The sequence below is a fragment of the Geodermatophilus sp. CPCC 205506 genome (genome assembly GCF_051383635.1).
In the GTDB taxonomy this organism is placed as follows: Bacteria; Actinomycetota; Actinomycetes; order Mycobacteriales; family Geodermatophilaceae; genus Geodermatophilus.
This window is the reverse complement of the sequence record NZ_JALPKP010000025.1, coordinates 25,645-38,199: the sequence shown is the minus strand read 5'-3', so window position 1 is coordinate 38,199 and position 12,555 is coordinate 25,645. Positions and strand designations below refer to the sequence as shown.

Sequence of the window (12,555 nt, the reverse complement as noted above, 5' to 3'; positions counted from 1 at the left end):
TGGCATCCTGGGCAGGATGAGCAGCACCGGTCCGGACGGTCGGACACCCGAGGACCCCGAGCTCGCCCGGGTCGAGAAGGCCCTGCTCGCACGCTGGCCGGAGAGCCGGCTGGAGCCGTCGCTCGGCCGCATCTCCGCCCTCGTCGACCTGCTCGGCAACCCGCACCGCGCGATGCCGGTCATCCAGGTCGCCGGCACCAACGGCAAGACGACGACGGCGCGCATGGTCGACGAGCTGCTGCGCGGCTTCGGACTCCGGGTGGGCCGCTTCACCAGCCCGCACCTGCAGTCGGTGCGCGAGCGGATCGTGCTCGACGGCGAGCCGGTGAGCGCCGAGCGCTTCGTCGAGACCTTCGACGACATCGCCCCGTACGTGCAGATGGTCGACACCGCCGGCGAGCACCCGATGAGCTTCTTCGAGGTGATGGTCGGCATGGCGTACGCGACCTTCGCCGAGACGCCGGTGGACGTCGCCGTCGTGGAGGTGGGCATGGGCGGGACGTGGGACGCCACCACCGTCGTCGACGCCCGCGTCGCCGTCGTCACCCCGGTGGCGCTGGACCACGCCGAGTACCTGGGCCCGGACGTCGCCACCATCGCCGGCGAGAAGGCCGGGATCATCAAGCCCGACTCGATCGCGGTGCTGGCCCGCCAGCAGCCCGGGGCGCTGGACGCGCTCGTCCGGCGGGCGGTCGAGGTCGAGGCCGTGGTCGCCCGCGAGGGCACCGAGTTCGGCGTCCTGCAGCGCGCGGTCGCCGTCGGTGGCCAGCAGCTGCGGCTGCAGGGGCTCGGCGGCGAGTACGCGGACGTCTTCCTGCCCCTGTTCGGTGCGCACCAGGCGCAGAACGCCGCGACCGCGCTGGCCGCGGTCGAGGCGTTCCTCGGCGCCGGCGCGGCGACCGGCCCGATCGACGTCGAGACGGTGCGGGCCGCCTTCGCCGCCGTCCGTTCCCCCGGCCGGCTCGAGCGGCTGCGGACCAGCCCGACCGTGCTCGTGGACGCCGCGCACAACCCGGCCGGCATGGCCGCGACGGTGGAGGCGATCCGCGAGTCCTTCGACTTCACCCGGCTGGTCGGGGTGGTCGGCGCCGTCCGCGGCAAGGACGTCGCCGGGATGCTCGCCGCCCTGGAGGAGGTCTGCGCCGAGCTCGTGGTCACCCAGAACAGCTCGCCGCGGGCGATGCCGGCCGACGAGCTGGGCGCCCTGGCCGTCGACGTCTTCGGCGCCGACCGGGTCAGCGTCTCGCCGCGGCTGCCCGAGGCCCTCACCGAGGCGATCGAGCTGGCCGAGGCCGGCCCCGACGACGCCCTCGGGGGCTCCGGCGTGCTGGTCACCGGCAGCGTGATCACCGCGGGGGAGGCCCGCACCCTGATGGGCGGCCGGCCGTGACCGCTCCCGATCCGCAGCGCGCCGCCCGGGCGCTGCGGGGGGCCGCCGCCGCGATCCTGCTGCTGGAGGGGATCGCCGTCCTCTTCGTCCCGCGCGGCATCGCGCAGACCGGGGACGGCCTGACCGGCGGCCGGCTCACCGCGCTGCTCGTGCTGTCGGTCCTGCTCATCCTGGCCGCGGGCGTGCAGCGCCGTCCGCAGGGCGTGCTCGTCGGCACGGTGCTGCAGGTGCCGCTGCTGGCCACCGGACTGCTCAACGGCGTCATGTGGTTCGTCGCCGGCGCCTTCGTGCTGATCTGGCTCTACCTGCTGCAGATCCGCAAGGAGCTGCTCGGCTCGCCGTTCCGCGAGCCCGAGCTCAGCGAGCCCGACCACCGCGAGCTCGATCCCCGTGAGGCCGCTCCCCGGGAGGACGGCGACCCCGCCGCGTAGGCTGCGCGCTCGTGTCTGAAGCCACTCCCGCCCGCACCCTCGTCCTCGTCAAGCCCGACGGCGTCGCCCGCGGCCTGGTCGGCGAGGTGATCTCGCGCCTGGAGGCCAAGGGCCTGCGCCTGGTCGCCGCCGAGCTGCGCACGTTGACCCGTGAGGTCGCCGAGGAGCACTACGGCGAGCACCGCGAGAAGCCGTTCTTCGGCTCTCTGGTCGAGTTCATCACCGGCGGGCCGCTGCTGGCACTCGTCGCCGAGGGGCCGCGCGCGGTCGAGGCGTTCCGCGCGCTGGCCGGCGCCACCGACCCGGTGAAGGCCGGGCCCGGCACGATCCGCGGCGACTTCGCCCTCGAGGTGCAGAACAACATCGTCCACGGCTCGGACTCCGACGAGTCCGCCGCGCGCGAGATCGGCCTGTTCTTCCCGACGCTCTCCTGATCCGGTGGCCGCGACCGATGAGTCGGTCGCGGCCCGGCAGTCCCCACCGCATGACCGACGACGGCGACCGCATGGCCCTGCTCGAACCGTTCGTGGGGGAGTGGCGGCTGGAGACCTCCCTCGCCCCACCGGACGCCGTCCGGGCACGGGCGGTGTTCGAGTGGGCGCTCGGCGGACGGTTCCTCGTGGAGCGCTCGGAGGTCGACGTCCCGGAGGCACCGGACGGCCTGTGCGTCGTCGCGGCCGCCCCCGAGGGTGAGGGCTACCTCCAGCACTACTTCGACTCCCGCGGGGTGGTGCGGCTGTACGCCATGACCTTCGACGGGCGGATCTGGACGCTCCGCCGGGAGGAGGCCGACTTCAGCCCGCTGGAGTTCGCGCAGCGCTACACCGGCGAGTTCGGCGACGACGGCGGGACGATCCGCGGCCGCTGGGAGATCAGGCACCCCGGCCAGGACTGGCAACCGGACTTCGACCTGTCCTACGTGCGGGTCTCCTAGGGCCGAAGTGGCCACTTCGGCCCTGGGGGAGCCGTCTACCCTGGACGGGTCATGACTGGGACCTCGCTCTACCCCCGCCTCGAACCGCTCCTCGCTCAGGTGCAGAAGCCGATCCAGTACGTCGGTGGTGAGCTCAACGCGCAGGTCAAGGCGTGGGACGACGTCGCCGTCCACTGGGCGCTCATGTACCCCGACGCCTACGAGGTCGGCCTGCCCAACCAGGGCCTGATGATCCTGTACGAGGTGCTCAACGAGCGGCCGGACGCCCTCGCCGAGCGCACCTACGCCGTCTGGCCCGACCTCGCCGGCCTGATGCGCGAGGCCGGCGTCCCCCAGTTCACCGTCGACGCGCACCGCGCCGTCGTCGACTTCGACCTGCTCGGCGTCAGCTTCGCCACCGAGCTCGGCTACACCAACCTGCTCGAGGCCCTCGACCTCGCCGGCGTCCCGCTGCACGCGGTCGACCGCGACGAGACGCACCCGGTCGTGGTCGCCGGCGGGCACGCGGCGTTCAACCCCGAGCCGATCGCCGACTTCGTCGACTGCGCCGTTCTCGGCGACGGCGAGCAGGTCGTCGGCGACATCACCGACGTGGTCGCCGCGTGGAAGGGGCAGGGCCGGCCCGGTGGCCGGGTCGAGCTGCAGGCCCGCCTGGCCCGGGTGGACGGCGTCTACGTGCCGCGCTTCTATGCGGTGTCCTACCGGCCGGACGGCGCCATCGCCGCGGTGACGCGGACGCGGGACGACGTCCCGGCGCGGGTCGGCAAGCGCACCGTCATGGACCTCGACGAGTGGCCCTACCCCAAGCAGCCGCTGGTGCCGCTGGCGGAGTCGGTGCACGAGCGGATGAGCGTGGAGATCTTCCGCGGCTGCACCCGGGGCTGCCGGTTCTGCCAGGCGGGCATGATCACCCGCCCGGTCCGCGAGCGGACGATCACCGGGATCGGCTCGATGGTCGACCAGGGCCTGCGGGCCACCGGCTACGAGGAGGTCGGGCTGCTCTCGCTGTCCAGCGCCGACCACTCCGAGATCGGCCAGCTGGCCAAGGAGCTCGCCGACCGCTACGAGGGCACCAACACCGGGCTGTCGCTGCCGTCGACGCGCGTGGACGCCTTCAACGTCACCCTGGCCAACGAGCTGTCCCGCAACGGACGGCGCTCCGGCCTCACCTTCGCCCCCGAGGGCGGCAGCGAGCGGATCCGCCGGGTGATCAACAAGACGGTGTCCAAGGACGACCTGGTCCGCACCGTCAGCACCGCCTACGCCAACGGGTGGCGGCAGGTGAAGCTCTACTTCATGTGCGGTCTGCCGACCGAGACCGACGAGGACGTGCTGGAGATCGCCGAGCTGGCGGTCGAGGTGATCCGCGCCGGGCGGGAGGCCAGCGGGTCCAGGGACGTGCGCTGCACGGTGTCGATCGGCGGCTTCGTGCCCAAGCCGCACACGCCCTTCCAGTGGGCGGGGCAGGCCAGCGCGGAGACGATCGACGCCCGGCTGAAGCTCCTCCGGCAGGCGATCAACAGCGACCGCCGCATCGGCCGGTCCATCGGGCTGCGCTACCACGACGGCCAGCCCGGCGTGGTGGAGGGCCTGCTCTCCCGCGGCGACCGCCGGGTGGGCCGGGTCATCGAGCGGGTCTGGCGCGAGGGCGGGAAGTTCGACGGCTGGAGCGAGCACTTCTCCTACGAGCGCTGGACCGCCGCGGCCGCCGCGGAGCTGGTGCCCCTCGGGGTCGACCTCGACTGGTTCACCACCCGCGAGCGCACCCAGGAGGAGGTCCTGCCCTGGGACCACCTGGACTCCGGGCTGGACAAGGAGTGGCTCTGGGACGACTGGCAGGAGGCGCTGTCGGAGGAGGAGGTCGCCGACTGCCGGTGGACGCCCTGCTACGACTGCGGCGTCTGCCCGACCAACGGCACCGAGATCCAGATCGGGCCGACCGGGCGCAGCCTGCTGCCGCTCACGGTCGTCGGCCGCTAGTGGCCCGCCAGCCCGAGGGGCCGCCCCCGCCGCCGACGGTGCAGCGGCTGCGGCTGCGGTACGCCAAGCGCGGCCCCCTGCGGTTCGCCTCGCACCGGGACCTCGCCCGCGCGCTCGAGCGGGCCCTGCGCCGCGCCCGGGTGCCGATGGCGTTCTCCGCCGGCTTCAGCCCGCACCCGAAGATCTCCTACGTCGGTGCGGCCCCCACCGGCGCGGCCAGCGAGGCCGAGTACCTGGAGATCGGGCTGGCCGAGCGCTGCGACCCCGAGCAGGTGCGCGCCGCACTCGACGCGTCGCTGCCCCCGGGGGTCGACGTCCTGGAGTGCGTCGAGGCCACCGAGGGCGGCGGCTCGCTCGCCGACCGGATCGACGCCGCGCGCTGGCGTGTCGAACTGCCCGGCGTGGCGCCGGCGGAGCTCGCCGCCGCCGTCGACGCCTTCCTGGCCAGGCCCGAGGTGACCGTCGCCAAGCGGACCAAGAACGGCCTGCGGGACGTCGACGCGCGGGGTCCCGTGGCCGTCGCAGCGGCGGCCGGCACAGCAGGTTGTGCCATACTGACCATGGTCGTCCGGCAGGTGACGCCCGCCGTTCGACCCGATGACGTGTTGGCCGCTCTGGCTGCCGTCGCCGACCTGCGCCCGCCGTCGCCCCCTCGGGCCGTGCGTGAGGCGCAGGGCCGGCTCGACGACAGCGGGAGCGTGACCGACCCGCTCGGACCGGACCGTGCAGCGAGCACCCGCTGCCAGGGGGAGCACGCGGCGGTCTGACCGGTGGGGCCGGCGCCGCGCGACGTCGAGCGGCGCGGCTGCCAGGCGCGACGCACCCCGAGATCTCGCAGCACCGAAGACCAGCTCCACCCGGCTCCCGGCCGCGGCAACCGCCGCGCGGGAGCCGGCCCACAGACTTCGCGAGTCGGGCACTGCCGCCGATACCCGGCGCGGCATCCGACCCGCCCAACCCGTGCTCCTGCGCGGTCGCCAGTCCTCCGGATCGGCGCCCGGGAGCACCACACAGGAGGCGAGCCCTCGTGGCCGACCAGACAGACGACACCATCCCCGCCGCCGCCGAAGGCGCCGAGGAGGAAGCCCCGCCGGCCTTCGGCGCGGAGCAGATCGGGGAGGCCCCGGACCCGGCGGTCCAGCCCGAGGACCTGCAGGAGGACCTCGAGGCCGGGACGGCCGACGACGAGCCGGAGCCCGAGGCGGCGCTGGCGGCGCCCGCGGCGCCCGAGCCCGAGCCGGCGCTGACGGCGCCCGAGCCCCAGCCGGCGCTGACGGCGCCCGAGCCGTTGCCGGAGCCGGAGGCCGAGCTGGAGGAGCGCCCGGTCTCCCCGTTCGGCGCCCAGTTCAGCTCCCCGGAGCCGACCGCGGTCATCGCCCGGCCCCGCCGGCGGGCCACCCGGCCGGCCGGTGCCGCCGACCCCGACGCGTACGCCGCACCGCCGGCGGCCGCCCCGGCCATCCCGGCCTTCGTGAGCTTCGTGGCGCCGGCCGAGGCCGAGGCCCCGCCGATCACCCGTCGCCGCAGCCGCCGCCCGGCGGCCGAGACGCCCGTCGCCGAGGAGACCGAGGCCGAGCCGGCCGAGGACCTCGACGACGAGGAGACCCCGGCGCCCCGCTCCCGGCGCGGCCGCTCCCGCCGTCGCTCCGTGACCGGTGACGAGCCGACCGCTGCCGTCGAGGACGTCGACACCGACGAGGACGACGCCGACACCGAGGGCGACGCCGAGGACCGCGACGAGGGCGGCGCCGCCGGCAGCCGGCGCCGGCGGCGTGGCCGCCGCGGGCGCGGCCGGGGCCGCACCGGCGAGGACGCCGCCGACACCGAGGACGCCGACGAGGGCGCCGAGGACGAGGCCGGCGACGAGCAGGGCGCCGAGGACTCCGACGAGGACGAGACCGACGGCGACGGCGACGCCGACACCGGCGAGGACACCGCCGAGGGCGACGAGGCCGAGGGCGGCTCCAGCACCCGCCGCCGTCGCCGGCGCCGCCGCCGGGGGACCACCGGCGAGGACGACCTTCCCGCCGAGGCCGACGACGACCGCCCGGAGCGGGCCGGCCGCAACGGCCGCACCACCAGCGACGACGACGTCCGCGGGGTCGCCGGCTCCACCCGGCTGGAGGCCAAGCGGCAGCGTCGCCGGGACGGGCGGGACAGCGGGCGGCGCCGCGTGCCCATCCTCAGCGAGGCCGAGTTCCTCGCCCGCCGCGAGGCCGTCGACCGCAAGATGGTCATCCGCCAGCGCGGCGAGCGCACGCAGATCGCCGTCCTCGAGGACGACGTGCTGGTCGAGCACTACGTGACGCAGGCGCAGGCGACGTCCTTCGCCGGCAACGTCTACCTGGGCCGGGTGCAGAACGTGCTGCCCAGCATGGAGGCGGCGTTCGTCGACATCGGCAAGGGGCGCAACGCCGTCCTGTACGCCGGCGAGGTCAACTGGGACGCCGCCGGGCTGTCGGGCAAGCAGCGCTCGATCGAGCAGGCGCTGAAGTCCGGCGACAAGGTGCTGGTGCAGGTCACCAAGGACCCGATCGGGCACAAGGGCGCCCGGCTCACCCAGCAGATCAACCTGCCCGGCCGGTTCCTGGTCTACGTGCCCGGCGGCTCGATGACCGGCATCAGCCGCAAGCTGCCCGACACCGAGCGGCAGCGGCTCAAGGACATCCTCAAGAAGATCGTCCCCGAGGACGCCGGTGTCATCATCCGCACCGCGGCCGAGGGCGCGTCGGAGGAGGAGCTGACCCGCGACGTCGCCCGCCTGCAGGCGCAGTGGGACGTCATCCAGAAGAAGGCCGAGTCCTCCACCAACGCCCCGTCGCTGCTGTACGGGGAGCCCGACCTCGCCATCCGGGTGATCCGCGACGTCTTCAACGAGGACTTCAAGGACCTCGTCGTCCAGGGCGACGACGCCTGGGACACCGTCGAGGCCTACGTCGCGCACGTCTCCCCGGAGCTGACCGGGCGGCTGACCCGCCACACCGGCGAGAGCGACGTCTTCCGGGACCTCCGGATCGACGAGCAGCTGGCCAAGGCGCTGGACCGCAAGGTGTGGCTGCCGTCGGGCGGCTCGCTGGTCATCGACCGCACCGAGGCGATGACCGTCGTCGACGTCAACACCGGCAAGTTCACCGGCTCGGGTGGCAACCTCGAGCAGACCGTCACGCGCAACAACATGGAGGCGGCCGAGGAGATCGTCCGCCAGCTCCGGCTGCGCGACATCGGCGGCATCATCGTCATCGACTTCATCGACATGGTGCTCGAGAGCAACCGCGACCTGGTGCTGCGCCGGCTGACCGAGTGCCTCGGCCGCGACCGCACCAAGCACCAGGTCGCCGAGGTCACCTCGCTGGGCCTGGTGCAGATGACCCGCAAGCGGGTCGGCCAGGGCCTGCTCGAGGTCTTCTCCGAGCCGTGCGAGCACTGCCGCGGCCGGGGCGTCCTCGTGCACACCGACCCGGTCGACGAGCGCCGACGCAGCGGCAACGGCCCGGCTGCCGTGGCCGGCGCCGGCGGCGGCAACGGCCGCCGCGACCAGGGGCGTGACCGGAGCCGGGACAACGGTGCCAAGGACGGCGGCCAGAAGGACGCCGAGCCGAAGGAGGCCGTCGCCGTCGCGGCGGAGGCGCCCGCGGTCAGCAGCCCGGACGGCGAGGGCGAGGGCGGGCGCTCCGGTAGCCGCCGGGGCCGGGGCCGCCGCAACCGCGGCCAGTCCGGTGAGGAGCGGGCCGCCGAGGACGCCGCCGTGCTCACCGCGGCCGGCGGCGCCGTGTCGCCGGTCGAGGCCCTGGCCGAGATCCCGGTCGAGGACGAGGACGACGCCCCCGAGACCGCCGACGCGGTCGGCGGACCCGAGGAGTCCGAGGAGATCGCCGTCGTCGAGCCCGACCAGCCCGACGCGGTGACACCCGAGAAGGCGCCGGAGCCCGAGCCCGCGGCGGCGCCCGTCGAACAGCCCGCGCCGGCTCCCGTCGCCCCGGCACCCGAGGCGGCGCCGGGATCGGCGGCCCGCGCCGGGTCCGGCGACGAGGACGTCCCGTTCGGAGCCGGCCCCGACGACCCGGGTCCGATGGACGAGGTGGCCGACGAGACGCCGGTCGAGGAGGCCTCGCCGGTGACCTTCGACGCAGTCGGCAGCGCCGCGCCGGTCACCCGCCCGCGTCGCCGCCGGGCAGCCAGCCGGCCGGCCGGTCCGCCGGCCTCCTAGAAGGACCCCCTCCTCCCCACCCCTCGCAGGCTCGGGGCGGGGCCCGGGAGGGGGCCGCCCCGGTTCGACCGGGTCCCGGTCGCTCGGGTACGCTGGTCGGGTTGCACCGCCACGGGCCGGGCACCGCACGGTGTCCCCTGGCAGGCGGGCAGCCCGTCCAGCACCCGGCGCCCGACGCCGGGGGTGCACGCAGGGCAGCGAGAAGCGATCGAGGAGTTCAGTGGTGTACGCAGTCGTGAAGGCCGGTGGCCGGCAGCACAAGGTGGCCGTGGGCGACCGGTTCACGGTCAACCGTCTCGTGGGTGAGGCGGGCGACACCGTCACCCTCCCGGCCCTGCTCCTGGTCGACGGGGACACCGTCACCAGTGACGTGCAGGCGCTCGCAGGCGTGACCGTGACCGGCGAGATCGTCGGCCACGGCAAGGGCCCGAAGATCCGCATCCACAAGTTCAAGAACAAGACCGGCTACCACAAGCGTCAGGGGCACCGTCAGCCCCTCACCGACGTCGTGGTCCGCGACATCACGAAGGGCTGACGCCGACATGGCACACAAGAAGGGCGCCTCGTCGTCCCGCAACGGCCGCGACTCGAACGCGCAGCGCCTCGGCGTCAAGCGCTTCGGTGGCCAGGTCGTGAAGGCCGGCGAGATCATCGTGCGCCAGCGCGGCACGCACTTCCACCCGGGTCTCGGCGTCGGCCGCGGCGGCGACGACACGCTCTTCGCCCTGCAGCCGGGCGCGGTCACCTTCGGCACGCGGCGGGGTCGCAAGACCGTCTCCATCTCCGCCGTCGAGGCCTGAGAAGCCCCCTGCCCCCCACCGCTCGCGGGCTCGCGGCGGGTCCCTGCAGGGGGCCGGCCGCGGCCCGCGACGGAGCCGCAGCACAATCCACCGCGCACGAGCGCACGGGCCACCGGCCCGTGCGCTCGTGGCGCTTGACAGACAAGAAGCAGGAGGCGGCGCGGACCCGGTCCGCCAGCTGACATGGCCGCTTTCGTCGACCGCGTGGTCGTTCATGTGGCTGCCGGCAACGGTGGCCACGGGGTGGCATCGGTCCACCGCGAGAAGTTCAAGCCGCTGGGTGGCCCCGACGGGGGCAACGGCGGGGACGGCGGCAACGTCGTCCTCGAGGTCGACCCCAGCGTGCACACCCTGCTGGACTTCCACCACCGCCCCCACCAGAAGGCCGGCAACGGCCGCCCCGGCGAGGGCAACAACCGGCACGGCGCCCGGGGTGAGGACCGCGTCCTGCGGGTTCCCGCCGGCACCGTGGTGAGCACCCCCGACGGCCGGGTCGTCGCCGACCTCGTCGGTGCCGGCACCCGCGTCGTCCTGGCCCACGGCGGCAGGGGCGGGCTGGGCAACGCCGCGCTGGCCAACGCCCGCCGCAAGGCCCCCGGGTTCGCGCTCCTGGGCGAGCCGGGCGAGGCGCTGGACGCCGTCATCGAGCTCAAGAGCATCGCCGACGTCGGGCTGGTCGGCTTCCCGTCGGCCGGGAAGTCCTCGCTGATCGCCGCCATGTCCGCGGCGCGGCCGAAGATCGCCGACTACCCGTTCACCACGCTGGTGCCCAACCTCGGCGTGATCCGGGCCGGCGACGTCGCCTTCACGATGGCCGACGTCCCCGGGCTGATCCCCGGCGCGTCCACCGGCAAGGGGCTCGGCCTGGAGTTCCTCCGCCACATCGAGCGCTGCGCCGTCCTGGTGCACGTGGTCGACATGGCGACGATGGAGCCCGGCCGTGACCCGGAGAGCGACATCGAGGCGCTGGAGCACGAGCTCGCCGAGTACAGCGGCGAGGAGATCGACCTGGTGAGCCGGCTGCGGATCGCCGTCCTCAACAAGATCGACGTCCCGGACGCCCGGGAGCTGGTGGACCTGGTCCGCGCCACGCTGGAGGAGCGCGGCCTGCAGGTCTTCGCGGTCAGCGCGGCCACCGGCGAGGGGCTGCGCGAGTTCGGCTTCGCGCTGGCCGAGGCGGTCGAGCAGCACCGCGCCGCGCTGCCCGCGCCCGAGCCGGTGCGGATCACCCTCACGCCGCGGGCGGTCGACGACTCCGGCTTCACCGTCGAGCGCGACGCGCAGGACGAGGAGGCGTTCGTCGTCCGGGGCGTGAAGCCGGAGCGCTGGGTCCGGCAGACCGACTTCACCAACGACGAGGCCGTCGGCTTCCTCGCCGACCGGCTCAACCGGCTCGGCGTCGAGGAGGAGCTGGCCAAGAAGGGTGCGCGGGAGGGCGACGCGGTCACCATCGGCGAGGTCACCTTCGACTTCGTGCCGACCCTGCCGGCCGGCACGCTCACCGTCGAGGAGACCGCCGGCCTCGGCGGCCGCGGCACGGACGCGCGGATCGACGCCCCGCACCGGGTGCGCGCCGAGGAGCGGCTGGCGGCCAAGAAGGCCCGCCGGGTGCCCTACGAGCTCACCGAGACCTGGACCGACGAGGACATCCCGGAGGACGACGAGCCGTGATCCGCCCGGAGATCGCCGGCGCCCGCCGGGTCGTGGTCAAGGTCGGCTCGTCGTCGCTGACCACACTCCCCGGGGGCCTGGACCACGCCCGGCTGGTCGCGCTGGTCGACGTCCTCGGGGCCGCGCGGACCGGGGGCCGGGAGGTCGTGCTGGTCTCCTCCGGGGCGATCGCCGCCGGCCTCGCGCCGCTGGGCATCGACGGCCGGCCGCGGGACCTCGCCACCGCCCAGGCCGCCGCCAGCGTCGGCCAGCTGCGTCTGGTCCAGACCTACGCCGACGCCTTCTCCCGGCACCAGGTGACCGTCGGGCAGGTGCTGCTCACCGCCGACGACCTCACCCGGCGCAGCCACTACCGCAACGCGCACCGGACGGTGGAGCGGCTGCTGAGTCTCGGCGTGCTGCCGATCGTCAACGAGAACGACACGGTGGCCACCGAGGAGATCCGCTTCGGTGACAACGACCGGCTGGCCGCGCTCGTGGCGCACGTGGCGCAGGCCGACGCGCTGCTGCTGCTCTCCGACGTCGACGGGGTCTACGACGGCGACCCGCGGTCCGGGCCGGCCCAGCTGATCGACACCGTCCGGAGCGCCGACGACCTCGCCGCGGTCACCCTCGGGTCGGCCCGGCGCAACGGCGTCGGCACCGGCGGGATGGCCACGAAGGTGGAGGCGGCGCTGATCGCCGCCCACGCCGGGGTGCCCGTCATCGTCACCTCCACGGCGCAGGCCGCCGCGGCCCTGGCCGGGGAGCGGGTCGGCACGCTGTTCACGCCGATGGGCCGGCGGCCCGGTGCCCGCCAGTTCTGGCTGCGCTACGCCAGCCGCCCGCGGGGCCGGCTCGTGCTCGACGAGGGGGCGGTGCGGGCCGTGCGCGAGCGGAACGCCTCGCTGCTGGCCGCCGGCATCACCGGGGCGGTCGGCGACTTCCTCGCCGACGACCCGGTGGAGCTGGTCGGCCCGGACGGCATGGTCGTCGCCCGGGGCCTGGTCGCCTACGACGCCCGGGAGCTGCCGGCGCTGTTCGGCCGCAAGACCCGCGAGCTGGAGCCCGAGTACCGGCGCGAGGTCGTGCACCGCGACGAGATGGTGCTGGTCGGTCCCCGGCCCGTCCGGGCCCCGACCGGCGGCTGAGACACTGCGGCC

11 protein-coding genes are annotated in these 12,555 nt (G+C 74.9%); all 11 read left to right on the top strand.

Annotated features, from left to right (window positions below; all coding sequences use genetic code 11):
• Positions 1-16 precede the first annotated feature (16 nt).
• The 11 genes from MY520_RS15410 (at position 17) to proB (ending at position 12,543) form a co-directional block, all read left to right on the top strand.
• The gene (locus tag MY520_RS15410; protein WP_436693197.1) at positions 17-1,390 is read left to right on the top strand and encodes a bifunctional folylpolyglutamate synthase/dihydrofolate synthase; all 1,374 of its coding nucleotides are present in this window, start codon (positions 17-19) and stop codon (positions 1,388-1,390) included.
• Positions 1,387-1,821, top strand: coding sequence for a DUF4233 domain-containing protein (locus MY520_RS15405; protein ID WP_436693195.1), 435 nt, complete (start codon positions 1,387-1,389; stop codon positions 1,819-1,821). The genes MY520_RS15410 and MY520_RS15405 overlap by 4 nt, the downstream gene beginning before the upstream one ends.
• A gap of 11 nt (positions 1,822-1,832) precedes the next feature.
• Positions 1,833-2,255 (top strand): nucleoside-diphosphate kinase, encoded by a 423-nt coding sequence (gene ndk, locus MY520_RS15400; protein ID WP_436693194.1) that lies wholly within the window; start codon positions 1,833-1,835, stop codon positions 2,253-2,255.
• A 50-nt stretch (positions 2,256-2,305) separates the two neighbouring features.
• Positions 2,306-2,755, top strand: a complete 450-nt coding sequence (locus tag MY520_RS15395) for a hypothetical protein (protein WP_436693192.1) — start codon at positions 2,306-2,308, stop codon at positions 2,753-2,755.
• A gap of 51 nt (positions 2,756-2,806) precedes the next feature.
• On the top strand, positions 2,807-4,735 hold the full coding sequence (locus tag MY520_RS15390) for a TIGR03960 family B12-binding radical SAM protein (RefSeq protein WP_436693190.1): 1,929 nt from the start codon (positions 2,807-2,809) through the stop codon (positions 4,733-4,735).
• Positions 4,735-5,502, top strand: a complete 768-nt coding sequence (locus MY520_RS15385; protein ID WP_436693188.1) for a TIGR03936 family radical SAM-associated protein — start codon at positions 4,735-4,737, stop codon at positions 5,500-5,502. Before MY520_RS15390 ends, MY520_RS15385 begins: the two co-directional genes overlap by 1 nt.
• Before the next feature lie 260 nt (positions 5,503-5,762).
• Positions 5,763-8,942 carry an Rne/Rng family ribonuclease gene (locus tag MY520_RS15380; RefSeq protein ID WP_436693186.1) on the top strand — a complete coding sequence of 1,060 codons (3,180 nt, stop codon included), beginning with the start codon at positions 5,763-5,765 and terminating at the stop codon, positions 8,940-8,942.
• A gap of 223 nt (positions 8,943-9,165) precedes the next feature.
• Complete coding sequence (gene rplU / locus MY520_RS15375) at positions 9,166-9,477, top strand: 50S ribosomal protein L21 (RefSeq protein WP_436693184.1); 312 nt, start codon at positions 9,166-9,168, stop codon at positions 9,475-9,477.
• 7 nt (positions 9,478-9,484) lie between these two features.
• Positions 9,485-9,742, top strand: a complete 258-nt coding sequence (gene rpmA / locus MY520_RS15370) for a 50S ribosomal protein L27 (protein ID WP_012947748.1) — start codon at positions 9,485-9,487, stop codon at positions 9,740-9,742.
• Positions 9,743-9,925: 183 nt separating this feature from the next.
• A complete protein-coding gene (gene obgE, locus MY520_RS15365; protein ID WP_436693182.1) occupies positions 9,926-11,413 on the top strand; it encodes a GTPase ObgE in 1,488 nt (495 codons plus the stop codon).
• Positions 11,410-12,543 (top strand): glutamate 5-kinase, encoded by a 1,134-nt coding sequence (gene proB / locus MY520_RS15360; protein ID WP_436693180.1) that lies wholly within the window; start codon positions 11,410-11,412, stop codon positions 12,541-12,543. Before obgE ends, proB begins: the two co-directional genes overlap by 4 nt.
• Positions 12,544-12,555: the final 12 nt, after the last annotated feature.

Coding starts and splice junctions, on each gene's coding strand:
- MY520_RS15410 (WP_436693197.1), top strand. CDS start 17: ATGAGCAGCACCGGTCCGGACGGTCGGACACCCGAGGACCCCGAGCTC.
- obgE (WP_436693182.1), top strand. CDS start 9,926: ATGGCCGCTTTCGTCGACCGCGTGGTCGTTCATGTGGCTGCCGGCAAC.
- MY520_RS15390 (WP_436693190.1), top strand. CDS start 2,807: ATGACTGGGACCTCGCTCTACCCCCGCCTCGAACCGCTCCTCGCTCAG.
- rpmA (WP_012947748.1), top strand. CDS start 9,485: ATGGCACACAAGAAGGGCGCCTCGTCGTCCCGCAACGGCCGCGACTCG.
- MY520_RS15395 (WP_436693192.1), top strand. CDS start 2,306: ATGACCGACGACGGCGACCGCATGGCCCTGCTCGAACCGTTCGTGGGG.